At 43.9% G+C, this 24119-nt stretch carries 17 protein-coding genes, 3 rRNA genes, 1 pseudogene and 1 riboswitch; of the genes and pseudogenes, 6 read left to right on the forward strand and 15 right to left on the reverse strand.

Annotation, left to right across the window (positions count from 1 at the left end):
* Nucleotides 1-87: 87 nt before the first annotated feature.
* The 3 genes from ACY8D0_RS17155 to ACY8D0_RS17165 form a co-directional block, all read right to left on the reverse strand.
* Nucleotides 88-1068 carry an aldo/keto reductase gene (locus tag ACY8D0_RS17155; RefSeq protein ID WP_462411738.1) on the reverse strand — a complete coding sequence of 327 codons (981 nt, stop codon included), beginning with the start codon at nucleotides 1066-1068 and terminating at the stop codon, nucleotides 88-90.
* Between the two features lie 74 nt (nucleotides 1069-1142).
* Nucleotides 1143-2324: an MFS transporter gene (locus ACY8D0_RS17160; RefSeq protein WP_462411739.1), complete on the reverse strand. Its 1182-nt coding sequence runs from the start codon at nucleotides 2322-2324 to the stop codon at nucleotides 1143-1145.
* Between the two features lie 226 nt (nucleotides 2325-2550).
* Nucleotides 2551-3024, reverse strand: coding sequence for a hypothetical protein (locus ACY8D0_RS17165; protein ID WP_462411740.1), 474 nt, complete (start codon nucleotides 3022-3024; stop codon nucleotides 2551-2553).
* 166 nt (nucleotides 3025-3190) lie between these two features.
* On the opposite strand from ACY8D0_RS17165, the gene ACY8D0_RS17170 reads away from it, so the two are divergent.
* Nucleotides 3191-3418 carry a hypothetical protein gene (locus tag ACY8D0_RS17170; RefSeq protein ID WP_462411741.1) on the forward strand — a complete coding sequence of 76 codons (228 nt, stop codon included), beginning with the start codon at nucleotides 3191-3193 and terminating at the stop codon, nucleotides 3416-3418.
* Nucleotides 3419-3465: 47 nt separating this feature from the next.
* Here the strand turns inward: ACY8D0_RS17170 and ACY8D0_RS17175 are convergent, their stop codons facing one another.
* Complete coding sequence (locus tag ACY8D0_RS17175) at nucleotides 3466-4377, reverse strand: MBL fold metallo-hydrolase (RefSeq protein WP_462411742.1); 912 nt, start codon at nucleotides 4375-4377, stop codon at nucleotides 3466-3468.
* A gap of 113 nt (nucleotides 4378-4490) precedes the next feature.
* Here ACY8D0_RS17175 and ACY8D0_RS17180 point away from each other — a divergent pair, with 113 nt between their 5' ends.
* Nucleotides 4491-5591, forward strand: a complete 1101-nt coding sequence (locus tag ACY8D0_RS17180) for an ArsR/SmtB family transcription factor (protein ID WP_462411743.1) — start codon at nucleotides 4491-4493, stop codon at nucleotides 5589-5591.
* Nucleotides 5592-5633: 42 nt separating this feature from the next.
* Here the strand turns inward: ACY8D0_RS17180 and ACY8D0_RS17185 are convergent, their stop codons facing one another.
* The 4 genes from ACY8D0_RS17185 to ACY8D0_RS17200 all read right to left on the reverse strand — a co-directional run bounded on the left by ACY8D0_RS17185 (nucleotide 5634) and on the right by ACY8D0_RS17200 (nucleotide 9172).
* Nucleotides 5634-6647 carry an NADP-dependent oxidoreductase gene (locus tag ACY8D0_RS17185; RefSeq protein ID WP_462411744.1) on the reverse strand — a complete coding sequence of 338 codons (1014 nt, stop codon included), beginning with the start codon at nucleotides 6645-6647 and terminating at the stop codon, nucleotides 5634-5636.
* Nucleotides 6648-6793: 146 nt separating this feature from the next.
* Nucleotides 6794-7384, reverse strand: coding sequence for a class I SAM-dependent methyltransferase (locus ACY8D0_RS17190; RefSeq protein ID WP_462411745.1), 591 nt, complete (start codon nucleotides 7382-7384; stop codon nucleotides 6794-6796).
* 68 nt (nucleotides 7385-7452) lie between these two features.
* On the reverse strand, nucleotides 7453-8454 hold the full coding sequence (locus ACY8D0_RS17195; RefSeq protein WP_462411746.1) for an LLM class flavin-dependent oxidoreductase: 1002 nt from the start codon (nucleotides 8452-8454) through the stop codon (nucleotides 7453-7455).
* Between the two features lie 277 nt (nucleotides 8455-8731).
* Nucleotides 8732-9172, reverse strand: coding sequence for a hypothetical protein (locus ACY8D0_RS17200; RefSeq protein WP_462411747.1), 441 nt, complete (start codon nucleotides 9170-9172; stop codon nucleotides 8732-8734).
* Nucleotides 9173-9452: 280 nt separating this feature from the next.
* On the opposite strand from ACY8D0_RS17200, the gene ACY8D0_RS17205 reads away from it, so the two are divergent.
* The gene (locus ACY8D0_RS17205) at nucleotides 9453-10283 is read left to right on the forward strand and encodes an HAD family hydrolase (RefSeq protein WP_462411748.1); all 831 of its coding nucleotides are present in this window, start codon (nucleotides 9453-9455) and stop codon (nucleotides 10281-10283) included.
* 96 nt (nucleotides 10284-10379) lie between these two features.
* Nucleotides 10380-10560, forward strand: a riboswitch (Lysine riboswitch).
* 125 nt (nucleotides 10561-10685) lie between these two features.
* A complete protein-coding gene (dapA, locus tag ACY8D0_RS17210) occupies nucleotides 10686-11588 on the forward strand; it encodes a 4-hydroxy-tetrahydrodipicolinate synthase (protein WP_462411749.1) in 903 nt (300 codons plus the stop codon).
* Nucleotides 11589-11615: 27 nt separating this feature from the next.
* Here the strand turns inward: dapA and ACY8D0_RS17215 are convergent, their stop codons facing one another.
* The 3 genes from ACY8D0_RS17215 to ACY8D0_RS17225 all read right to left on the reverse strand — a co-directional run bounded on the left by ACY8D0_RS17215 (nucleotide 11616) and on the right by ACY8D0_RS17225 (nucleotide 15563).
* Nucleotides 11616-13208, reverse strand: a complete 1593-nt coding sequence (locus tag ACY8D0_RS17215; RefSeq protein ID WP_462411750.1) for a long-chain-fatty-acid--CoA ligase — start codon at nucleotides 13206-13208, stop codon at nucleotides 11616-11618.
* 181 nt (nucleotides 13209-13389) lie between these two features.
* On the reverse strand, nucleotides 13390-14376 hold the full coding sequence (locus ACY8D0_RS17220) for an aldo/keto reductase (protein WP_462411751.1): 987 nt from the start codon (nucleotides 14374-14376) through the stop codon (nucleotides 13390-13392).
* A gap of 542 nt (nucleotides 14377-14918) precedes the next feature.
* Nucleotides 14919-15563: an SDR family oxidoreductase gene (locus tag ACY8D0_RS17225; protein WP_462411752.1), complete on the reverse strand. Its 645-nt coding sequence runs from the start codon at nucleotides 15561-15563 to the stop codon at nucleotides 14919-14921.
* Between the two features lie 162 nt (nucleotides 15564-15725).
* On the opposite strand from ACY8D0_RS17225, the gene ACY8D0_RS17230 reads away from it, so the two are divergent.
* Nucleotides 15726-15929 carry a hypothetical protein gene (locus tag ACY8D0_RS17230; protein WP_462411753.1) on the forward strand — a complete coding sequence of 68 codons (204 nt, stop codon included), beginning with the start codon at nucleotides 15726-15728 and terminating at the stop codon, nucleotides 15927-15929.
* Nucleotides 15930-15987: 58 nt separating this feature from the next.
* On the opposite strand, the gene rrf is transcribed toward ACY8D0_RS17230, so the two are convergent.
* The 3 genes from rrf to ACY8D0_RS17245 all read right to left on the reverse strand — a co-directional run bounded on the left by rrf (nucleotide 15988) and on the right by ACY8D0_RS17245 (nucleotide 20948).
* Nucleotides 15988-16104: ribosomal RNA gene (gene rrf / locus ACY8D0_RS17235) — 5S ribosomal RNA — on the reverse strand.
* A 135-nt stretch (nucleotides 16105-16239) separates the two neighbouring features.
* A 23S ribosomal RNA gene (locus ACY8D0_RS17240) occupies nucleotides 16240-19181 on the reverse strand.
* Between the two features lie 215 nt (nucleotides 19182-19396).
* A 16S ribosomal RNA gene (locus ACY8D0_RS17245) occupies nucleotides 19397-20948 on the reverse strand.
* Together the 16S, 23S and 5S rRNA genes form the textbook arrangement of a ribosomal RNA operon.
* Nucleotides 20949-21341: 393 nt before the next feature.
* Between ACY8D0_RS17245 and ACY8D0_RS17250 the strand changes: the two are divergent.
* Nucleotides 21342-22680 (forward strand): annotated as a pseudogene (locus ACY8D0_RS17250) (APC family permease).
* Nucleotides 22681-22755: 75 nt separating this feature from the next.
* Here the strand turns inward: ACY8D0_RS17250 and ACY8D0_RS17255 are convergent.
* Nucleotides 22756-23826 carry a permease gene (locus ACY8D0_RS17255; protein ID WP_462411754.1) on the reverse strand — a complete coding sequence of 357 codons (1071 nt, stop codon included), beginning with the start codon at nucleotides 23824-23826 and terminating at the stop codon, nucleotides 22756-22758.
* Between the last annotated feature and the right edge of the window lie 293 nt (nucleotides 23827-24119).

The following is a 24119-nucleotide window of genomic DNA, read 5'->3' on the forward strand; positions in this document are numbered from 1 at the left end:
GGCCTGTCCCCCATTTAATTAACGCTTTAACGCGCTGGGGGACAGGCCCCCGCCAGAGTAAAGCGTTAACGCACTACCCCGTTTTGGTTATCTGAAGCCCAGTATTGGGTGTGGTACGTACGGTTCTTCGAGGAAGGTAATTTCTTCAGGTGTCAGTTGGATTGTGAGGGCGGCGACTGCGTCTTCAAGATGGTGCAGTTTGGTTGCTCCGATGATGGGTGCAGTGACCGGCTGTTTTTGCAGTACCCAAGCGAGTGCGATTTGCGCCCGTGGAACGCCGCGCTTTTCGGCTAATTCCGCCACTCGTCCGACCACTTTGCGGTCGGCTTCTACGGCTGATGCGTAAAGAGTTTTACCGAATTCGTCCGTTTCGGAACGTGATGTTGTCTCATTCCAATCACGGGTCAGCTTGCCTCTTGCCATTGGGCTCCATGGAATTACGCCAATTTTTTCTTCCTTACAAAGCGGCAGCATTTCCCTTTCTTCTTCCCGATACAGCAGGTTCAAATAGTTTTGCATTGATACGAAGCGGGTCCAGCCGTGTTTCTCGGCGGTATGTAAAGCCTTTAAAAATTGCCAAGCATACATAGAAGAGGCCCCAATGTATCTCGCTTTGCCGGCTTTCACCACATCGTGCAATGCTTCCATGGTCTCTTCAATTGGTGTGCTGTAATCCCAACGGTGAATTTGGTACAGGTCCACATAGTCTGTACCCAACCTTCTTAAACTGTTATCAATCTCACTCATAATTGCTTTTCGGGACAGGCCTGCCCCATTTGGTCCAGGATGCATCCGATTGAACACTTTTGTGGCGATGACAATTTCATCACGTCGGGCAAAATCCTTAAGCGCCCGGCCGACAATCTCCTCGCTTGTACCATCTGAATAGACATTGGCCGTATCAAAGAAGTTAATGCCCATGTCCAATGCCTTCTTAATAAACGGACGGCTTTCTTCTTCGTTCAACACCCACGCATGGGTTCCCCGTTCCGGCACCCCATAGCTCATGCAGCCAAGACAAAGGCGGGATACCTCCATACCGGTGCTGCCAAGTTTAACGTAGTCCATATACTTCAACCTGCTTTCTGTGATTTTTTCATTTATATTTCAACAGGCTGCTAGAAACAGCAGCCTGTTGTCATCTACCTCAATGCTCTCAGATATTTATAGAAAAAACAAAAAACAAAGAACAGTACTGTCCCTAGAAATATGAAACCTGAATTCACGGAAGTACTAGTGGAGATGAGGCCGAAGCCAATTCCTATCAAAAAGGTAATCCCTCGCTCAATCAGTGATTGAAAGGATTCCATTGTGGCCCTGATTTCCGAGCCTGCTCTGTGGTGAAGAAATCCTGAAACAACAGGTTCAATTACCCCGCTTGCTAAAAATATCAGGATAATCATGAGGATACCAGAAATGCCAGAAAAAATGGCAGACAGGAAAAATCCAGCAGCGGTCAGCCCTAGAACCGTTATAATAATCGTCTCCGCTTTAAAATGGGTCAAAAAATTGGCGGCCATCAAATTTCCCGGGATTCTCGCTAGAAAAATGATGGTCGAGAATACGCCAAAAAATAGGACTTGAAACCCTTTTTCCTCTAAATACAGCTGCCAAAACTCATCAAGATACGTGATGCAGGCAGAAATGGCCAGTGCGTTCGTTATCACCCAAACCAACCGGGTATTGGTATTAAAAAATCTTATCGTTTGGATAAAGATAACCTTTAAATTGTCCGATTCGCTTTCATTTTCGGTCTTCTCCTTCTTCCTTGGAGGTTCATTAAGAACAAACGTAAGGACTAAAGCCAAAAGCATGCTGCCAACGGACAGAACATAGTTCATTCCAAATCCAAAGAAATTTGCCAAGACACTTCCGGAAAGCGCGGCCACGATCGCCCCGATTAATTCAACCGAGTTGATTCTTCCAATAATTTTTTCAAAATCCTTTTCCTTTTTCTCTACCAAGAGAGAATCATACAATAACGCATTTAAGGCACCGCTTGAGCAGGCACTGGATATCCCTGCCAAAAACACCACCAAAGCAAAAGTCCAAAAGTGATAGGCCAAGAGCAGTATGACGAATTCCAGCATGGATAAAACGGCCCCTAACACAAGCAAAACCTTTCTTCCGAATCGATCTGCTAAAATACCGGAAGGAATTTCACAAACCATAACCGTGACGGCGTAAATCATCTCACATAGAACGACCGATATGACCGACATGCCCCGCTGCTCCCAAAACAGCCTTTCGATGACGTAAGCAGGGATAAGGTTATGGAAAAAAGCAATAAAGAAAATTCTATTTACGTTAAGATAATAATTCATGCCTTTCTCTCCTTTTTATATTTTTTGGTTTAAAAAATATAAAAAGGAGGCGGCCGAATTTTTTGTTCATATTAACAAGGAGGTCTTACATATTTCATCCAATCAACTCCCTTGGGCTTTTTTTCTACATCCATAATTTCTTTATATTTATTATAATCCTGCATATAAGAACAAACCACTATTCAAATCCTTTATTTTCATTTTTCGCCTTAGTCTGAAAACGGACTTATTTTTTAGGATCATCTGTACTTTTATTTTTCGTTTGGAATAGATCCTTAGATACGGAATTCAATTTATTTACAAAGCGGTTGAAACCGAATCCTACAAAAAAGGCTATGGAAATCTGTCCTAACGGCGTGTCTTGATTATCAGTAAACTCAATGAGCAGTACCCCACTTTGAATCAATGTAACAGCAACAACTGCAGTCCCTGTTGCAAAAATCGGATAAAAAATATACATAATCCACTGGCGGTAATCGGATAATTCGCCTCTCATATAATGAGTGCAAAACATATAAAGATGCCGCAATGAACCGCCAATGGCCCCGGCAAAGAAATAATATAAAAAAACTTCAATTATAGACAGAGACGGCATCTTCGATTCCAAGGCACCTGTCCAAAGCATGCCAATCATAATAAAACTGCCAAAGAACAAAAGTGAAAGATAAGCTAATATTAAAGCCTTCAACCAACTTTTCACCTCGACACCCCTGGTTCTATCCTATGAAGGTTAATGCCATGAAATGTCGGGCCAATGGACCGAAAAGGGGCCTGTCCCCCACCACTTTAAAGCGATGAAGGACTGGGCCGCTAAGATTAATTTTCCATTAGTTGGGCATTATATCCGTAAGGAAGGAGTGAATAGGATGGCCCAGAGTGATAAACATAAGCAAAATGATACAAACGACAAGATGACTGACGTGGGTGAAGCAGTAGGGAATATAGGAAGTGGTGCCATTGGAGCAGCCGCCGGCACTATGCTGGGCCCGATTGGAACGGTTTCAAGTGGGCTTTCTGGCAGTGACTTGGCAACTTCTAAGGATGAAAACAAAGAAAATGCCAAAAACAAAGAGAGAAACAATCGCCACAATTGAATCAACATGAAAGAAGGCTAGAATTGAAGTTTTCTAGCCTTGTCTTTTTATGGGTGCATCTTTTTTGCCACGAATACTGCTATATTTTTTTGAAAAACTTCAGGAGAAGACCAGTTTTGATATTTGTACGGAACTTCTATGTTGTCTGCTTCCCGGTTTGCTAATTCACCAATGTCCTCCATATATTCCATCACCTTTGCTATGTCAGATTTTTTCCCGATTGGACCGTGCCCAGGAATAGCCGTTTCGAAATCCATACATTCAATCTTCCGCAACATGTTCACCCAATTTTTCGGTTCGGATTCTTCAAAGAAAGCGGGGTGATTCTCGACAGAGAGTAAATCTCCCGTAAAAATCACCTTATCTTCCGGCAAGTAGAGAAAGGCATCACAATATGAATGTCCTCCTCCTAAAGTAAAAAGAAAAGCTGTCCTTTTGGTTCCAAAGAACCGTAGTTCATTCTTAAAGGTCTGCTGCGGCAGGGTCAGTTCCAATCCTGGCAATGATGTTTCCATTTCCTTGAGGAAACTGATTTGCGGGTCCAATTTCCCATCTGGATTTTGGCTTTGCAGAGAGTCAATATACCTTGTCAGACCATCTAATTCACTCTTTTGCTTGTGAATCCGCGCGGGGTGCAGCTCTTTAATTTTTTCAAAAGTGATCTGGCTGGAAATGATGGTACTGTCACTAAACACTTGATTGCCTCTAATATGGTCACCGTGCCAATGACTATTGACCACCCACGTGATTTTTTCACGGTTGGTCGCCTCCTGTGCCATCCTCTTCAAGTCTTCGGCAGCCTGCTGGGTGTTAAAGGTATCAAACACGATAGTTCTATCACCCAAATCCACGAATCCCGCATTGGCCACAGAACCACCCCCTGGCTTAGATATCGCCGCATAGATTCCCTCCGTTACTTTTTCCAGTTTGAAATGCTTGCTGAAGAATTTACCGTTCACAAAAAACTCTCCCTTCTACCTTATAATTGATGCTTTATATGAACCTATTATATGATGGAATTAATTAACAAAACTACTTATTGAGTAAAGAGTAAATCAGTTGGAGGGGAAACATGTCTTTTTCATTAAAAGTGGCTAACCTTACACCGGAGCAAATAGATTTTGGTTATTCAGCTGCACATGAAACCCTGATTGCGTTGCATGTGTTCTCGGATTGCAAGCACCATCCCCTGCATATTCCATGGGTGATGCAGGCACGGAAAAAAATAAGTCCTGTATTAAAAACAGAAATTGAGGCGTTCAGGATTTTTTATAACCGTCCGATTGTCCCGTTCTGGGAATTGCAAGAGGACTCGGCCATCCGTTCATTTGAAATAGACCTTAATGAACTGTTACAAAAACCGAAGGAGGAATATCAACAGGTAGTTCTCGAGGCTTTGGATGGCCCTGTGGCCCATCAGTCTGAAATGGCAAAAAAGCTGCTTGAAGTGGGGGTAGATCGGTATCCAGAATTCAACCAAATAGTTTACGAGCTGGTAGAAAATCCGGAGGCCAGTCGGCAACGTTTTGCGAACATGCTTGAGGAATTTTGGAATCGCTGTTTAAAAGAGGAATGGCCAACAATGGAGGAGCGGTTTTTAAATGACATTGCCCTTCGAGGACGAATCCTGATGAACGAAGGAGTACTCCCATTACTGGCCAGTCTTTCGGATGAGATTGCCAGCATTCCTGGGGAGAATCGTGCGGTCATTAGGAGGAAATCAAAAAAGGAAATCACTTTTGGAACGGAGGACCGGTTATTTCTGGCCCCTACTTACTTTGCTTGGCCACACTTATTTGTCAGCACCCATAGACAGCTAGGGATTAACTATTCTATTTCGGAAAACCAATTGGAAGCGGCCCAGCCCATTCCCCCCGAAGACCTGCTACAGATTTTCCGTGCCTTGGGGGACTTTACAAGATTGCAAATCATCCGATACTTAACCCAGCAGCCCCGATCAACGAGAGAACTGTCCACTTTAATCGGCATAACAGAAGGAGCCATCTCCAAACATCTGAAAATACTTAGAGACGCAAACCTCATAACAGCCAGCCGGCAAAGCTACTACGTCTTCTACCAACTAAACAAAAAAACCCTAAACAACTTCCCGCACGGACTCGAGAAATTTCTAGGGAATTTTAGGGGCCTGTCCCCTGGTACTTTCCCGCGTTAATTAGGCGGGGGACAGGCCCCCGCCGCTTTAAAGCGCTAAACTTTATTCTGCTAATTTTACTAATTGCTTGCCGATATTGTCTCCGCGGAATAGGCCAAGAAAGGCATCGACTGTGTTTTCAAAACCTTCGACGATATTTTCGCGGTATTTGATTTTTCCTTCCTTGAGCCATTGTGACAGTTGGAGGAGACCCTCTTTATTGTGTTCGGCATAGTCGGAAACGATGAACCCTTTCATTAACGAACTGGTTGTCAAAAGCTGTCCCGCCACTCGAGGACCAAGCTCAGGCATTTCCAGGTTATATTGGGAGATTTGTCCGCAAATAATCGTCCTGGATTGGAAGTTTATCAGAGACATAACCGCGTCACTCACCTTGCCTCCAACGTTGTCAAAATAAACATCCACCCCATCAGGGCAAGCCTCTTTTAATGCTTTCCGGAGTTTTTCCGCCGTTTTGTAATTAATGGCGGCATCAAACCCCAATTCATCTGTTAAATAACGGCATTTGTCATCCGCTCCGGCAATCCCGACAACACGGCAGCCTTTAAGTTTGGCAATTTGTCCAACAATCATGCCAACGGCGCCGGAAGCACCGGAAACAACAACCGTTTCCCCTTCTTTCGGCTGTCCAATAAGCGTCAGGCCTAAATAGGCCGTTAACCCCGGCATGCCAAGGACATGAAGGGCAGTGGTAATTGGACCCCATTCAGGGTTTACTTTACGGATTTCTCTTCCATCCGAAACATTGAATTCGGCCCATTCGAGGCGGCCCTCCACGTGTTGGCCCACCTGAAACCTTGAATTTTTGGATTCAATGACCTTCCCGACAATTCCCCCGATAAACGGTTTGCCAACCTCGTATGGCTTGGCGTACGATTTGGCATCCGACATCCGTCCGCGCATATAAGGATCAACGGACAAATAAAGCGATTGGATCAATACTTCGCCTTCTTTGATTTCCGGAATTTGCTCCTCAATCATCTCAAAATGACGTTCATCCGGCATCCCCTTCGGCCTGCCAGCCAGCAAAATTTTCCGATTCCGATTGTTTGCCATTCACAATCACTCCTATGTAGTCTTTTCCTTCTAAGAAGTGTCCTTCCAAAGTTGTCCACTTATTAATTCTAGTTGTTCAACCTCTTTTCCTTCTTGGGGCCTGTCCCCCAGCAGGGTAACGTATTAAAGTGATAAGTTTTGCCGTTTTAGTGGTTGCGTGATTCTATGTATAGAAACAATCCATTGTAATGGTTTTCTACCTTTTCGATGGTTAGACCATGGGACTGCAATAGTCCAAGTGTATCCCGGTTTAGGCAGCAGCCATCGCAGATTTTTTTCCAAGCTGGGGTTAGCCATTCTTGAAGGGTACCTAATAACCGGTTGTCCATTTTTACATGTTCAAAAAAGAGAATTCTTCCATCTGGTTTGCAGACTCTCATCATTTCGTGCAATGCCTTATCAGGATTTGGGATCGTGCAAAATACGAGAGTGGCTACAATTGTATCAAATGAGTGGTCGGGAAAAGGCAGCTCCTCCGCGCTCGATTGAATCTGTTCAATTGGCACGCGGGCTTGTTTTAGTTTCATCTTCGAGCGCTCGATCATATCCAAACTTGGCTCAATTGCTACCACATTTACATCAGCCTCGTACAACGGAAAGTTAATCCCTGTTCCGGAACCAATTTCAAGCACACGCCCTGTTGCATTTGACAGGAGATCCGTGCGGATTGTCTTAAATTTATTTTTTTCTAAAGGGCTCATAAAAAAGTCATACCATTTTGCAAACGAACGACCCATTTTGTTCAACTCCAACCTGACTCTAAAATAAAATGGAGTGGATTCCCACCCCACTCCATTATACCAAGTTATTTTCCATCCATGATTTCTTTTAAGATTTCGAAAGACCTTTTTTGTTTTTCAGGATCATAAATATAGGTCACGGCCATCAGTTCTTCCACATCATAAAACTCTTGGAAGGTTGTCAATTGGCCGTGGACCGTTTCTTTGCTTCCCAACAGCGTCACACTTGACATCGATTCCGCCATGTCCTTCTCAGCGGCATTCCATAATCCATCCATGGTTGCAACAGGCGGCTGGAGCTTCATCTGCGAACCGCGAACAACATTCAAAAAGAATTGGTGCTTCGTAGTTGCTAAAAATTCCGCTTCATCATCGGTTTCCGCTGCGATTACATTCAAACAAACCATCATATACGGTTTATCCAAGTACTCAGACGGCTGGAACCGACTGCGGTAAATCGAGATTGCTTCCTCCATATACCTTGGGGCAAAGTGCGAGGCAAACACATAAGGAAGCCCCAAACTTGCTGCCAAATAAGCGGAATCCGTTGAAGAACCAAGAATATAGATAGGAATATTGGTGCCGACACCGGGATAGGCTTTGACATAGCCTTGCTTTTCGTCCGATCCAAAATAGGTGAGCAAATCTTTCACGTCATTTGGAAAGGTGTAGACAGAATCATTTTTGGAACGCCTTAAGGCATTCGCCGTCATCATATCGGTCCCAGGAGCACGGCCAAGCCCTAAATCCAATCTCCCTGGATAAATCGTGGCCATCGTCCCAAACTGTTCCGCAACGACCAAAGGGGAATGATTGGGAAGCATTACCCCGCCAGAGCCCACACGAATCGTTTGCGTATGTTCTAAAGTATGATTAATCAAAATCGACGTAGCCGAGCTCACTAGCGTCGGGGAATTGTGATGTTCGGCAATCCAATAGCGGGAATATCCCATTGACTCGACCGCTTGCGCCAAGTCGACCATCGAATCGATTGCTTGTTTAGAATCCTGCCCTTCACGGATTGGGGCCAAGTTTAACACAGATACAGGTATATGAATATTTGCCATAAATAATGATCCTTTCATTTAAAAATCTATTTCTATAGTAACAATTGCTTCGTGATTAACAAACTTAAATGCTTATGATGAAGACAGGCTTCGATATTGGTATTCCCTTTTCAGCAAAACAAAATGTTTGCATTAATACCTTTAATATTTCGGATTGCCCGTTGTAAACCCAAATAAAAAGAACCTGGCCAAGCACCAAGTTCTTCCTGAGTGTTCTTTTTCATCTGCATAAATCTTTATTTAAATTTCTCCGGGAACTGCTTAACAATGCCTTCTGTCAAAAATCTCCCATATTGATTAAATGCCTTTCATTCGTGTCAGCCGTTTTAATATCCGCCGGCCAATCCCCCTTGAGGCGGTCCACTACTTCGTTGGTTGTTAATTTTAAGTGGGTATAAAACATGTCACGAAGTTCCGCTTTTGGCCAATTGGGGTTTGCGCTTGATAGGAATGCCACAATTTCGTCCGCCTTCCGGAACCAATCCTTATTGAAGCGGTCCACGCTTGCTTGATCACCTTTTTTAGCGGCATCGATAATTCTTCCAGCTATGACGATATGTTCCTTCAACAAGCTTGTAAACTTGCTGCCAGCTTTTTCTCCGTAGTAAGGTTTAATCAGATTTCCCAGGTCTTCCTGATTTCTCAATAGCCTTGCCAATACATCGTTTTGATGTTTAAGTTTCCCATCCTGCTGACGATTAAACTCCTCGTCCACCATGCATGTTCAATCCATAGCTTTTGCATGTCATATTTTAATTGAATAACTTTTTCATTAATAACGTTCTGCCTTAATGGGGTGGTACCGGCGGCATTAACCGCTGCCGGGATACTTGGTATCGCCAGCAAAAAAGCTAAACCAAGTACAAACTAGCCATTTCTTCAAGGTACTTTTCTCTTTTTCAAAATAATTCCAATTTTAATATTGTTCATTACCCTCTTGTTATGCCCAGTCGGTAAAGTTTTTCATCGCTAGGGAATTTTGATATAGTATAGGATGTATGAGAAATAGAAAGGATACTGACACCATGAAATGCTTATCAATTGACTTAGACGGCACATTATTAAACTCCGACCACGAATTGACGGAAGAAAGCATAAAGGTCCTGCACGAATTGCAACAGAAAGGACATTGCGTTATTTTAAACACCGGGCGGGCTTTGGCCGATGTCATAAAACTGAAGGCTATACAAGACCTGGAGATACCCATTTTTTGTATAAATGGTTCAAACCTTTATTCCGAATCAAAGGAACTGCTTTTTGAAGCAACGATTCCGATGTCCACCTATAAAGAAATTTTTGCGATCTTAAAGAATTTAGGTGTCGGCGTGCTGGTTTACACCAATGAAGGCGGGCTTCCATCGACACTCCCACCACTACACAATAAAACAAAACAAGAACTTGATGACTTATTTGATAATTTTAACTACGACGTGATTACAGAGAAAGAAAATCTGAAAATCTACAAACTGATTGCCCTGGTTTATCAGGACCAAATTGAAAAAATTGAGCTAGTAAAATCAGCCTTGGGAGGGAAATTTGATATCTCCATGGCTTCCTCCTTCCCTAATAATGTGGAAATCACCTCGAGTGAAGCCCACAAAGGTAAGGCGTTATTACGGTATCAGCAGATAATGAACTTCTCTTTTGACGAAATTATTGCCTTTGGCGATGGCGGAAATGATCTGGCCCAATTCGAAGTCGCTACCACCTCGGTGGCGATGGGAAATGCTCCCCAACATGTCCGGCAAAAAGCCGATATTGTAACGAAAACCAATGATGAAGAGGGTTTCGCATATGCAGTCCGCGATTTATTGCAGTTGATAAATTAACGAAAGATTCGAAAAATTTTTCTAAATCCTTGAATTCTCATGGATAATCTGCTATAGTACAGGTAATTACATATTTCTTTACTTCAAACCTTTTGAAGTGAGGATAGAGGCGCAAAAACCATTAGTACATCGTTGGAGGATATTGAGGTCCTGTGATAATGATGGAAAGGGGAATTTGCCGAAGCTGATAGAAGCTCATTTGTTCTTGAAGCTGGTTCTGTCGTTGAATAAGCACAGAACTGTCATATAGGCAACTATATGGAGGGCTATCTCACGCGTGGGAACTTATTTTTGGTTCTATCGCAGCATCGATGCTCTCGTTGCTGCTTTTTTGCGTTGACGTTTGATTTGCCTTTACCACCTCTATTTTTTATAAAAAAATTGAGTTAAAGGGTGAGATAAATGAATTTCGGCCAAGTATTAACCGCAATGGTGACACCATTTGATCAAGAAGGTGAAATTGACTTTCCTGCATTAAAAATTTTAGTGAATCATTTAATTGATAATGGGACTGATGGTTTAGTCGTCTGTGGTACGACTGGCGAATCGCCAACCTTGACAACTGAAGAAAAAGTAAAGTTATTTCAATTTGTTGTCACTGAAGCAGCGGGAAGAGTTCCTGTCATTGCAGGAACAGGCTCCAATAACACGCGGGCTTCTATCAATCTAACAAAAAAAGCGGAGGAAGCTGGAGTCGACGGAATCATGCTGGTGGTTCCCTATTATAATAAACCTTCCCAGGAAGGGTTATATCAACATTTCAAGACTATAGCAGAATCCACACGATTACCGGTCATGCTTTATAATATTCCTGGACGGAGTGTGGTCAATTTGGAAGTGGACACCATTGTCCGGCTTTCCCAAATCCACAATATCGTCGCCGTTAAGGAAGCAAGCGGCAACTTGGATAACATGTCCGCTATCATCAGCGAAACGCCTAGTGACTTTACCCTATACAGTGGTGACGATGCTTTGACTTTGCCAGTTCTGGCGATTGGTGGTGCAGGAGTCATCTCTGTTGCTTCCCATATTATCGGCAATGAACTTCAAGAGATGATAACAAACTTTAAAAATGGGGATGTTCAGGCAGCAGCAGTTGCCCATCGCCGTCTTCTCCCAACCATTAAAGCTTTGTTTGCGTTACCAAGCCCATCTCCGGTCAAAGCGGCTTTGAATATGTGCGGTATCCAAGTCGGGGATGTCCGCTTGCCGATGGTCCCGTTAAACGACGAACAAAAACGGACTTTGCAAAACTTTTTGCCTACACTAAAGGTAAAAGCATTAATCAAAGAGCAGCCAATCTAAATGGGCTGCTCTTTTTTTCCATTCGTATTAGTTCACTTTCTTTGGACCGGTCCAGTGCAATTCTCTTAATCGGTACTTTTGTAATTTACCTGTGGCTGTTTTAGGAAGTGCGTCTACAAACTCAACTACCTTTGGCGCTTTGAAGTGGGCCATTTCCGAACGGCAAAACTCAATAATTTCGGCTTCGGTTGGCGTTGCACCCGGCTGCAATACTATAATGGCCATCGGTACCTCACCCCACTTTTCATCAGGGATGGCGATTACCGCACATTCCAAAACTGCCGGATGCCGGTACAGGACACCCTCCACTTCCGTAGATGATATATTTTCACCTCCGGAAATGATTAAATCTTTAGCCCGGTCACGGATTTCAATATAACCGTCAGGATGTGTAACCGCCAAATCACCGGTATGGAACCATCCGTCCCTGATGGCAGCTGCCGTGGTGACAGGGTCCTTATAATAGCCTGCCATAACGACATTCCCACGGGTAATGATTTCACCCAATTCCTCTCCATTCCAGGCCACTTCTTCCCCATCTTGATGAACCACCCTAGTTTCCCCGTTAAACGCAAGCTCGATCCCTTGCCTTGCCTTAATGACAGCTTGTTCTTCAGAAGATTTGGAATCGAACTCATTTTTCCACTCACAGTAAAGGATGAACGGGGAGGTTTCAGTAAGGCCATAAACGTGCATCATTTTTAAACCAAGTATCTCTTGTGCTTTTTTAATCAGAGCGGCTGCAGGAGGTGCCCCTGCTGTAGCCATTCGCGGATTGGTCTTGATGTGGACCTCTTTCGCTTTTGGATCATTGACAAGCATATTGACGACAGTTGGTGCCCCACATAGAAGGGTAATTTTTTTTGTTTCGAATAAATTTAAAATAAGCGGAGGGTCGACCTTTCTTAAGCAAACATGAGTGCCCCCTGCAGCAGTAAGGGCCCATACGCCGCCCCAGCCGTTGGCATGGAACATCGGCAATGTATGCAGGTAGACATCGTCATGGTTAACGCCCAGGTGATACATAAAATTAGCCGCATTCATGTAGTTGCTTCGATGTGTCAGCATAACCCCCTTCGGTTTAGAAGTAGTTCCGCTTGTGTAATTAAGAGTCAAAAGTTGGTTTTCATCGATTTCCACTTCCGGCAGTCCGTCCGCCTCCGGGGCATGCTGGAGGAGATCTTCATAATCGACTCCTATTAAAGCGGTTTCAAAACCTGGAACGGACACAATAACAATTTGCTCTAGAGCAAGGTTATCGACAATTTTTTCAATCGGAGCACAAAATTCAGCGTCCACAATCAACATTTTGGAATCACTGTGGCGAATGATATACTCCAAATCACTAGCGGATAGCCGGTAGTTGAGTGGAACCATGACAGCGCCGAGCTGGCAGATACCGTAAAAACATTCAAGCATGTAATGGGTGTTTGGAAGCATCACCGCGACATGGTCTCCTTGCCCGATTCCTGCCTGGTTTAGGGCAGCAGACAGCTGGTCCGTCCTCTTTCCAAACTCACGGTATGTAAACTCCTTGTCTCCATCAATGACGGCAGTTTTGTCGGGATAATACTTCAGCGCACGACGTTTCCAATCTAACGGGGTTAACGGGGAAAGCATAAAACCAACTCCTCTATTTTTTATAAGAGTGATGGATATGTAGATAAATTTCTTCCCTTCGATGACTCATCACAAGTCTAATCTATTGTAAAAAATAGGTACTTGTCAATTACTAATTAGAATTTTCTAACAGGCAATACAATAAAGAAAACCTCTATAATGAGGCTTCCCAAAATTGTATTTATAGATTGACGCCTTTCATACCTGCTTCAGGATACCGTTCCCCTGCGGCTGCCCCTGGAGGAGCAACCTGATTTATCCTTTCTATATCCGATTGAGAAAGTGATATCGACATTGCCCCTATATTTTCTTCAAGGTAAGCAATTCTTTTCGTTCCAGGTATGGGGACAATATCCTCACCCTGAACCAATAACCAAGCTAAAGCCAATTGCGATGGCTGGCAAGCTTTTTCTGCAGCAATTTCATTAATTTTACGAACCAAATCCAAATTCTTTTGAAAGTTTTGCCCTTGAAAACGCGGAGAGAAGCGGCGATAATCATCTTCAGCCAAATCCTCAAACCTTTGAATCTGACCAGTTAAAAATCCCCTGCCAAGCGGACTGTAACAAACAAAACCGATCCCTAATTCTCTGCAAACCGGAAGAATTCCATCCTCTACATCCCTGCTCCATAACGAGTATTCAGTTTGTACGGCCGTAATTGGATGCACGCTATTGGCACGGCGAATGGTCTCTGAACCTGCTTCAGACAAGCCAATGTAACGCACTTTTCCTTCCTTCACTAGATCGGACATAGCACCAACCGTTTCTTCAATAGGTGTTTTGGGGTCTACGCGGTGTTGATAATAAAGGTCGATGTAATCGACTCCCAATCGGCGAAGACTTGCATCACAAGCCTGCTTTACATATTCAGGGCGTCCATTTATCCCTAGAAACTCCCCTGTTTCACTTCGGACATTACCAAACTTCGTGGCAAGAACTACCTTGTCACGGCGGTCTTTGATTGCCTTTCCAACCAAAACTTCATTCTTACCTACTCCGTACATATCTGCCGTATCTAAGAAGTTAATTCCTAGTTCTATAGCCCGGTGTATGGTCTTTTCCGATTCTTTATCATCCCTGCCGCTATAAAAATCGGACATTCCCATACAACCTAAACCCAAAGCTGAAACCTCTAAACCATTTTTACCAAGTATTTTTTTTTGCAACTGTATCACCTCTATTTATGTAGTTGATATGCGCTGCCCAGTTGTCACATATATTTTACCAGGTCTCCATTCATAGTTACACAAATGAATAAGGATTATGTATAATTTAATAGTTATTTTTGGCCACTGTACGAATGAATAAAAAAACCTCTAGAATTCTAGAGGTTAATAGAGGTCATCATTATCCGAAGCATTGGTAGTATGGATTCAATGGCTTGGTCTAATGCATTATCTGCTTGACCAAAAGACGCTGCAGAAGAAATATCTCCAGTATTCTCTAATGTCCCTATCGAATTCCTTGCATGTGTTACAGCCCGTATACAATTCTCAATCTTGGTACCTTAACTATAATGTTCCAATGCCTCCTGTAACATCGTTGCATGATCCATATTAGCTGCTTTTAAATTTTCACATGCCTTTTCTAAATCTTCTTTTACCTGCTGCAAAATTTCTTTCATTTATCGGACCCTCATTTCATGCAAGATAATTCACAAAAGGTATATTCAGCTTTAGAAGATTAGATTACTCACGTTTACATAGGCTTAAAACATCTTTAATGCCTCCGCAATTGGAATTTCCCCTGAAACTAGATCAAATGCTCGATAAAAGGTGTTTCCTTCATCCAGAGCAGATAAAATGGTACTTGCCACATCCGCACGGGAAATTGACCCACTTTTAATATTCTTTGCTATCGTAATCCTACCTGACCCTGCCTCATTTAAGAGTCCCCCTGGCCGAATGATTGTATAGGTTAAATTACTCTGTTCCAGCATTTTATCCGCATAATACTTTGCCACGTAATATGGCTTTATAGCCTGATGCCAATTTTCCCGTCGGTGAGCTTGAAGTGCACTTACCATAATAAATCTTTTAATATGGGCTTTTTCAGCAGCTTCAATTGTTTTTACCGCCCCATCAAGATCCACTAGAAGTGTCTTATCTGCCCCTGTATGGCCACCGGAACCTGCAGTAAATACTACTGCATCACATCCTTTAGCCCCATTCGCAATCTGCTCCACGCTGCTTTCTAAATTAATGATTGCTGTCTCAACCCCTAAATTTTGAAAGTAGTCAGCTTGCTCTTGCTTTCTCACCATCGCTCTTGCGGTATGTTTATTTCCTTTTATTAACAAATCAATAAGATAATGCCCAATTTGCCCGTTCGCACCCACAACAAACACTTTCATCGAACCATCTCCCAACTAGGTGATATTCTGTTTGTTATTATTTGTCTAATTTATTGACTATAATCCATTACCCCGGATTTTAACATAAATGATATCTGAATGATATCTGAATAATAACTCAAATGTTACATAACCTATTGCTGTTTAGGAGGTGAATTTACAATGTCTAATGAGCGAAAGAAAAATAGTGGCCAAAATAACAGTATTTCTGAAGGTATTAAAGAAACGGCAGGGTCTGCCTTTCATGCAGTTCATAGTGCATTAGAAACAACGGAGAATGTTGCCATGAGTGCTGTAGATACTACCACAAACGCTATTAATAATTTAACAGAAAACAAAAATGAAAATAGAACTAATAAAGAATAAATTTAGCTTACTTTTATTCATAAAAAAAAAGACAACCTTTATTGGTTGTCTTTTTACTGCCTGACAGCGTCCTACTCTCACAGGGGCTTTCGCCCCAACTACCATCGGCGCTGAGAAGCTTAACTTCCGTGTTCGGTATGGGAACGGGTGTGACCTTCTCGCCATTGCTGCCAGACCATCTATTCGACACTATTTTATTATAATGTCTTTTTTATATTTTGCAAGAGGAAATTTTAATATTTCATCATTCCCTCAAAACTGGATAATCAAAGAAACCTTCGTAAAACGAGTTCGCATTTTTAAATATGACTTGGTTAAGTCCTCGATCGATTAGTATCAGTCAGCTCCACACGTCACCGTGCTTCCACCCCTGACCTATCAACCTGATCATCTTTCAGGGATCTTACTAGCTTGACGCTATGGGAAATCTCATCTTGAGGGGGGCTTCATGCTTAGATGCTTTCAGCACTTATCCCGTCCGCACATAGCTACCCAGCGATGCCTTTGGCAAGACAACTGGTACACCAGCGGTGCGTCCATCCCGGTCCTCTCGTACTAAGGACAGCTCCTCTCAAATTTCCTGCGCCCACGACGGATAGGGACCGAACTGTCTCACGACGTTCTGAACCCAGCTCGCGTACCGCTTTAATGGGCGAACAGCCCAACCCTTGGGACCGACTACAGCCCCAGGATGCGATGAGCCGACATCGAGGTGCCAAACCTCCCCGTCGATGTGGACTCTTGGGGGAGATAAGCCTGTTATCCCCAGGGTAGCTTTTATCCGTTGAGCGATGGCCCTTCCATGCGGAACCACCGGATCACTAAGCCCGACTTTCGTCCCTGCTCGACTTGTAGGTCTCGCAGTCAAGCTCCCTTGTGCCTTTACACTCTGCGAATGATTTCCAACCATTCTGAGGGAACCTTTGGGCGCCTCCGTTACTCTTTAGGAGGCGACCGCCCCAGTCAAACTGCCCACCTGACACTGTCTCCCATCCCGATAAGGGATGCGGGTTAGAATTTCAATACAGCCAGGGTAGTATCCCACCGACGCCTCCACACAAGCTGGCGCTCATGTCTCTCAGGCTCCTACCTATCCTGTACAAGCTGTACCAAAATTCAATATCAGGCTACAGTAAAGCTCCATGGGGTCTTTCCGTCCTGTCGCGGGTAACCTGCATCTTCACAGGTACTATAATTTCACCGAGTCTCTCGTTGAGACAGTGCCCAGATCGTTACGCCTTTCGTGCGGGTCGGAACTTACCCGACAAGGAATTTCGCTACCTTAGGACCGTTATAGTTACGGCCGCCGTTTACTGGGGCTTCGATTCAGAGCTTCGCTTTGCAGCTAACCCCTCCTCTTAACCTTCCAGCACCGGGCAGGCGTCAGCCCCTATACTTCGCCTTGCGGCTTCGCAGAGACCTGTGTTTTTGCTAAACAGTCGCCTGGGCCTATTCACTGCGGCTTACCGAGGCTATTCACCCCAGTAAGCACCCCTTCTCCCGAAGTTACGGGGTCATTTTGCCGAGTTCCTTAACGAGAGTTCTCTCGCTCACCTTAGGATTCTCTCCTCGCCGCTACCTGTGTCGGTTTGCGGTACGGGCACCTTTTATCTCGCTAGAGGCTTTTCTTGGCAGTGTGGAATCAGGAACTTCGGTACTCTATTTCCCTCGCTGTCACAGCTTGAGCCTTACGGTGAACGGATTTTCCTATTCACCAGCCTAACTGCTTAGACGCACATAACCAGCAGTGCGCTTACCCTATCCTCCTGCGTCCCCCCATCACTCAAACGATAAAGAGGTGGTACAGGAATATCAACCTGTTGTCCATCGCCTACGCCTTTCGGCCTCGGCTTAGGTCCCGACTAACCCTGAGCGGACGAGCCTTCCTCAGGAAACCTTAGGCATACGGTGGATGAGATTCTCACTCATCTTTCGCTACTCATACCGGCATTCTCACTTCTAAGCGCTCCACCAGTCCTTACGGTCTAGCTTCAACGCCCTTAGAACGCTCTCCTACCACTGACATCGAAGATGTCAATCCACAGCTTCGGTGATACGTTTAGCCCCGGTACATTTTCGGCGCAGAGTCACTCGACCAGTGAGCTATTACGCACTCTTTAAATGGTGGCTGCTTCTAAGCCAACATCCTGGTTGTCTAAGCAACTCCACATCCTTTTCCACTTAACGTATACTTTGGGACCTTAGCTGGTGGTCTGGGCTGTTTCCCTTTTGACTACGGATCTTATCACTCGCAGTCTGACTCCCACGGATAAGTCTTTGGCATTCGGAGTTTGTCTGAATTCGGTAACCCGATGGGGGCCCCTAGTCCAAACAGTGCTCTACCTCCAAGACTCTTGACTATCGTGAGGCTAGCCCTAAAGCTATTTCGGAGAGAACCAGCTATCTCCAAGTTCGATTGGAATTTCTCCGCTACCCACACCTCATCCGCGCACTTTTCAACGTGCGTCGGTTCGGGCCTCCATCCAGTGTTACCTGGACTTCACCCTGGACATGGGTAGATCACCTGGTTTCGGGTCTACGACTGCATACTATTTCGCCCTACTTAAGACTCGCTTTCGCTGCGGCTCCGTCTCATCAACTTAACCTCGCATGCAATCGTAACTCGCCGGTTCATTCTACAAAAGGCACGCCATCACCCATAAACGGGCTCTGACTACTTGTAGGCACACGGTTTCAGGATCTCTTTCACTCCCCTTCCGGGGTGCTTTTCACCTTTCCCTCACGGTACTGGTTCACTATCGGTCACTAGGGAGTATTTAGCCTTGGGAGATGGTCCTCCCTGCTTCCGACCGGATTTCACGTGTCCGGCCGTACTCAGGATCCACTCAGGAGGGAACGAAGTTTCAACTACAGGGCTGTTACCTTCTATGGCTGGCCTTTCCAGACCGCTTCATCTACCCCGTTCCTTTGTAACTCCATGTTGAGTGTCCTACAACCCCGAAAGGCAAGCCTTTCGGTTTGGGCTGTTCCCGTTTCGCTCGCCGCTACTCAGGGAATCGCGTTTGCTTTCTCTTCCTCCGGGTACTTAGATGTTTCAGTTCCCCGGGTATGCCTTCAATACCCTATGTATTCAGGTAAAGATGCTGCCCCATTACGGGCAACGGGTTTCCCCATTCGGAAATCTCCGGATCAAAGCTTACTTACAGCTCCCCGAAGCATATCGGTGTTAGTACCGTCCTTCATCGGCTCCTAGTGCCAAGGCATTCACCGTGCGCCCTTTCTAACTTAACCTAAATGGTTTAAAACCTAAAATGGCGATTACTCGGTTTTACTTGGTTTCTTCTATATTACGATTATCCAGTTTTCAAAGAACGAATTCTTGAGAGAATTGTTTCGAATTATACCTTACGGTATAATCCTCACAAAAAAAGATTGCTCCCTCAAAACTAAACAAACAAAACAGAGGTCAACGTCTTATCAGTCCGTAAGGACTGCATATTCCTTAGAAAGGAGGTGATCCAGCCGCACCTTCCGATACGGCTACCTTGTTACGACTTCACCCCAATCATCTGTCCCACCTTAGGCGGCTGGCTCCGAAAAGGTTACCCCACCGACTTCGGGTGTTACAAACTCTCGTGGTGTGACGGGCGGTGTGTACAAGGCCCGGGAACGTATTCACCGCGGCATGCTGATCCGCGATTACTAGCGATTCCGGCTTCATGCAGGCGAGTTGCAGCCTGCAATCCGAACTGAGAATGGTTTTATGGGATTGGCTTCACCTCGCGGCTTCGCTGCCCTTTGTACCATCCATTGTAGCACGTGTGTAGCCCAGGTTATAAGGGGCATGATGATTTGACGTCATCCCCACCTTCCTCCGGTTTGTCACCGGCAGTCAGATTAGAGTGCCCAACTGAATGCTGGCAACTAATCTCAAGGGTTGCGCTCGTTGCGGGACTTAACCCAACATCTCACGACACGAGCTGACGACAACCATGCACCACCTGTCACTCTGTCCCCCGAAGGGGAAAATCCTATCTCTAGGAGTATCAGAGGATGTCAAGACCTGGTAAGGTTCTTCGCGTTGCTTCGAATTAAACCACATGCTCCACCGCTTGTGCGGGCCCCCGTCAATTCCTTTGAGTTTCAGCCTTGCGGCCGTACTCCCCAGGCGGAGTGCTTAATGCGTTAGCTGCAGCACTAAAGGGCGGAAACCCTCTAACACTTAGCACTCATCGTTTACGGCGTGGACTACCAGGGTATCTAATCCTGTTTGCTCCCCACGCTTTCGCGCCTCAGCGTCAGTTACAGACCAGAAAGCCGCCTTCGCCACTGGTGTTCCTCCACATCTCTACGCATTTCACCGCTACACGTGGAATTCCGCTTTCCTCTTCTGCACTCAAGTCCCCCAGTTTCCAATGACCCTCCACGGTTGAGCCGTGGGCTTTCACATCAGACTTAAAGGACCGCCTGCGCGCGCTTTACGCCCAATAATTCCGGACAACGCTTGCCACCTACGTATTACCGCGGCTGCTGGCACGTAGTTAGCCGTGGCTTTCTGGTTAGGTACCGTCAAGGTACCGGCAGTTACTCCGATACTTGTTCTTCCCTAACAACAGAGCTTTACGACCCGAAGGCCTTCATCGCTCACGCGGCGTTGCTCCATCAGACTTTCGTCCATTGTGGAAGATTCCCTACTGCTGCCTCCCGTAGGAGTCTGGGCCGTGTCTCAGTCCCAGTGTGGCCGATCACCCTCTCAGGTCGGCTACGCATCGTCGCCTTGGTGAGCCGTTACCTCACCAACTAGCTAATGCGCCGCGGGCCCATCTGTAAGTGTCAGCTAAAAACCGACTTTCAGCCTTTCCTCATGTGAGGAAAGAAATTATCCGGTATTAGCATCGGTTTCCCGATGTTATCCCAGTCTTACAGGCAGGTTGCCCACGTGTTACTCACCCGTCCGCCGCTAATCAAAAGGTGCAAGCACCTTAAGATTCGCTCGACTTGCATGTATTAGGCACGCCGCCAGCGTTCGTCCTGAGCCAGGATCAAACTCTCCAAGAAAGTTGATATAGCTCATAAAAGTTGAAACGTTGGCATCGTTTCGTTAGAAACGAATGTTTATTGTTGACGTATTGTTTGTTTAGTTTTCAAAGAGCAATTTTAGAGAAGCGACAATGAATATTGTACTGCGATGCTTATTTCCCATCCACCATCAATCTTTACCAATTTCTTGTTTTTGATCTTTTTTAAAAGCAACTTTTAAATAGTACCATCCGATATAACCAGATACAATGTATAAATTTTTCCAATTAAAAATTAGAGGAGTATCTTTAGATAAAATCACCTTGGAATAAATATTAATTTGTTAAAATAATATTTTTTGACAAAAAATTATTTTCATTGAATAAAAATTCATATAAAATGATTTTTATGCTGGTTAAGGGGGAATTATAGTTGAATGCATCACAAGGTAGATTAAAAAGATCGTTAGGGGTATCCTCAATCGTTTTTTTAGGTTTAGCCTATATGTCACCGTTTGCGGTTTTTGATACCTTCGGTGTAGTATCCGATGTAACTAACGGGCATGTTCCCGCATCTTACATACTGATTACAATAGCGATACTCTTCACGGCGTTAAGCTACGGGAAGATGGCAAATATTTATCCGGATGCAGGCTCAGCCTATACCTATACAAAAAGAACCATGGGTGGAGAACTGGGCTTTTTGGTTGGATGGTCGGCATTACTCGATTATATTTTCTTGCCAATGATAAATGCTCTATTAGCGGGCATTTATTTATCCGCAAGCTTTCCAAGTGTTCCCACATGGATTTGGATTATTGGCTTGGTTGTTCTTATTACCATTTTAAATATTGCCGGAATTAAAGTCGCAGTCTCCGCTAATACATTATTTGTCCTTTTTCAATTGTTAGTTGCGATAATTTTTGTTATTTTAACCATTCACTCGATTAATACCGGTGACACCGGAACGGGTTTATCCTGGTTACCGTTTTATTCGAAAGACATGAACATGAATCTATTATTTTCAGGCGCTTCCATCCTGGCCCTTGCCTTTTTAGGGTTCGATGCGGTTACCACTTTATCTGAGGAAACGGTAGAACCTGAGAAAAATATTCCAAAAGGTATTTTCCTTATTGCTATGATTGGTGGGGTATTTTTTATTTTAGTCACCTATTTTATGCAAGTATTGTATCCAAATGTCTCGGTTTTAACGAATATAGAGGGTGCTTCACCTGAAATTGCCCACCATATTGGTGGAATATTGTTTCAATCTGTATTTACCAGCGGAGCCCTAATATCCGTTTTAGCATCCGGCCTTGCTGCCCAAACGAGCGCATCTCGATTACTATTTGCCATGGGTAGAGATGGCGTGCTCCCGAAGAAAGCTTTCGGCTTCCTTCATTCAAAATGGCAAACTCCCATTTTTAATATTATTTTTATCGGTGTGCTTGCTTTAAGTGCGCTATTTTTAGATCTTGTTACAGCAACATCCTTAATTAACTTCGGAGCATTCACCGCATTTTCATTTGTGAACTTATCGGTTATTATTTATTTTTTTAAAAATAAACAAAAAAAATCGGTCAGTTTTTTTAGTTATGTTGTTTTCCCAGTTATTGGGCTAGCTTTTTTAATCTACCTTTGGGTTAAGTTTGGATCGCTTAGCCATTATTTTTGGCCTATTTTGGTTTGGGGTTGGCTTCATTTATTTGCTATTTTTGACTAAAGGTTTTCATGTAAAGCCGCCAGAATATGAATTTGCTGAAAATCATTAAAAAAAGAATGCCTTCGTCTGAGTAGTTCAGACAAGGCATTCTTTTTTTATGTTATAAAATAATGATATTTTTCATTTAAAGCAGAAACATACCTGCCACTCCGCTCAAAATGCCTAAAATGACTACAGAAGCAGCTACAAAAAGCAATACCTTTTTAGGAAAAGATTTTGCAACGAGTAAAAGCGACGGCAGGCTTATGGATGGCAATGTCAGCAATAATGCTCCAGCAGGTCCTCCACCCATTCCAAAAGACATAAACGTTTGAATAATCGGTATTTCTGCTGCAGTTGGAATTACGAATAACATTCCAGCGATAGCAAAACCGATTACTGCTATTAAACTATTAGCAGAAGCTTCACTTATATTCGGGAATAACCAAACACGCACGGCCCCCATCAAAAGTACTGAAAGAATGTATGTTGGGACAATATATAAAGTCATATTGCCAATACTTTTCGCCCATCTTTGGGCAAACGATCCGCTAGCTTCCTTCTCTGTTTTTTCGATCATTTTATCGATATCTGCTGAATCCACACTTGGTGCAAAGCGGTTGGCCAAATAGCTTACCCCAAATGTTAAAATAATTCCAAACACAAGTCGAAGTATTGTAAACTTCCATGATAAAACAAACGCCATAAAAATAAGGGTTGCAGGATTAAGTGTAGGATTTCCAATCCAAAATGCTAGGCTTGCACCGACAGAAACATTTTTCTTCCGTAAACCAGCCGCAATTGGCGCCGCACAACAAGTGCACATCATACCGGGAAGTGATGCAAGTCCGGCAACAGCAGTGCTACCAAAGGAAGTCTTTCCTAATACTTTCAATAGCCAGTTGGCAGGCAGTAAAACCTGCACTAAAGATCCAAGTATAATGCCTAAAACTGCGGCTTTCCATACGGCATTAAAATAGGTAAGGGCGTAGGACCAGGCACTATTCCATGATGCTGCAGGCAAGCCGGCCTTATCCCCCAAAATGGACGTCCCGATTGAATGGGTAGTTGCTGCTAAGATTGTTTTATTGAAATAAGGATACCATTTTACATAAGACAAACCCGCAATAGTAATTAAAATAAAAATAAGGACTTTAACTGAAAGCTTTTTCGAGCTAGACTGCGGTGTCAATATTGTATTGTTTACATTTGACATATCATGAGCCTCCAAAGTAAATTTCGAACGTAAAAAATTCTATCACAATAATAAATATATATAAATCCAAAAAACCGATAGATGCTTAGGTTAATTATTGATGAAGAAGATATCCGATTCCTATCTAACAGCTTTTATCTGATCAAAACCCTCAAAAAGAGCTTCTATTGGTTCTAGAGTTGGAGGAGGAGAGGCAATCTCCCAACTTATATAAAATTGAATAGCACGAGACACTAGTGCCACTAGTGTCTCGTGTTTTCTTATACAATGACGGTCCAGCTAAGAAATATAAA

The organism is Neobacillus camarae (genome assembly GCF_054950115.1).

Bases quoted from the DNA above. Each gene is read 5' to 3' on its own strand.
- ACY8D0_RS17180 (WP_462411743.1), top strand. From the start codon at position 4,491: ATGTCTTTTTCATTAAAAGTGGCTAACCTTACACCGGAGCAAATAGAT.
- ACY8D0_RS17225 (WP_462411752.1), bottom strand. From the start codon at position 15,563: ATGAAAGTGTTTGTTGTGGGTGCGAACGGGCAAATTGGGCATTATCTT.
- ACY8D0_RS17230 (WP_462411753.1), top strand. From the start codon at position 15,726: ATGTCTAATGAGCGAAAGAAAAATAGTGGCCAAAATAACAGTATTTCT.
- ACY8D0_RS17205 (WP_462411748.1), top strand. From the start codon at position 9,453: ATGAGAAATAGAAAGGATACTGACACCATGAAATGCTTATCAATTGAC.
- dapA (WP_462411749.1), top strand. From the start codon at position 10,686: ATGAATTTCGGCCAAGTATTAACCGCAATGGTGACACCATTTGATCAA.
- ACY8D0_RS17160 (WP_462411739.1), bottom strand. From the start codon at position 2,324: ATGAATTATTATCTTAACGTAAATAGAATTTTCTTTATTGCTTTTTTC.
- ACY8D0_RS17170 (WP_462411741.1), top strand. From the start codon at position 3,191: ATGGCCCAGAGTGATAAACATAAGCAAAATGATACAAACGACAAGATG.
- ACY8D0_RS17190 (WP_462411745.1), bottom strand. From the start codon at position 7,384: ATGGGTCGTTCGTTTGCAAAATGGTATGACTTTTTTATGAGCCCTTTA.
- ACY8D0_RS17155 (WP_462411738.1), bottom strand. From the start codon at position 1,068: ATGGACTACGTTAAACTTGGCAGCACCGGTATGGAGGTATCCCGCCTT.
- ACY8D0_RS17255 (WP_462411754.1), bottom strand. From the start codon at position 23,826: ATGTCAAATGTAAACAATACAATATTGACACCGCAGTCTAGCTCGAAA.
- ACY8D0_RS17185 (WP_462411744.1), bottom strand. From the start codon at position 6,647: ATGGCAAACAATCGGAATCGGAAAATTTTGCTGGCTGGCAGGCCGAAG.
- ACY8D0_RS17200 (WP_462411747.1), bottom strand. From the start codon at position 9,172: ATGGTGGACGAGGAGTTTAATCGTCAGCAGGATGGGAAACTTAAACAT.
- ACY8D0_RS17195 (WP_462411746.1), bottom strand. From the start codon at position 8,454: ATGGCAAATATTCATATACCTGTATCTGTGTTAAACTTGGCCCCAATC.
- ACY8D0_RS17215 (WP_462411750.1), bottom strand. From the start codon at position 13,208: ATGCTTTCCCCGTTAACCCCGTTAGATTGGAAACGTCGTGCGCTGAAG.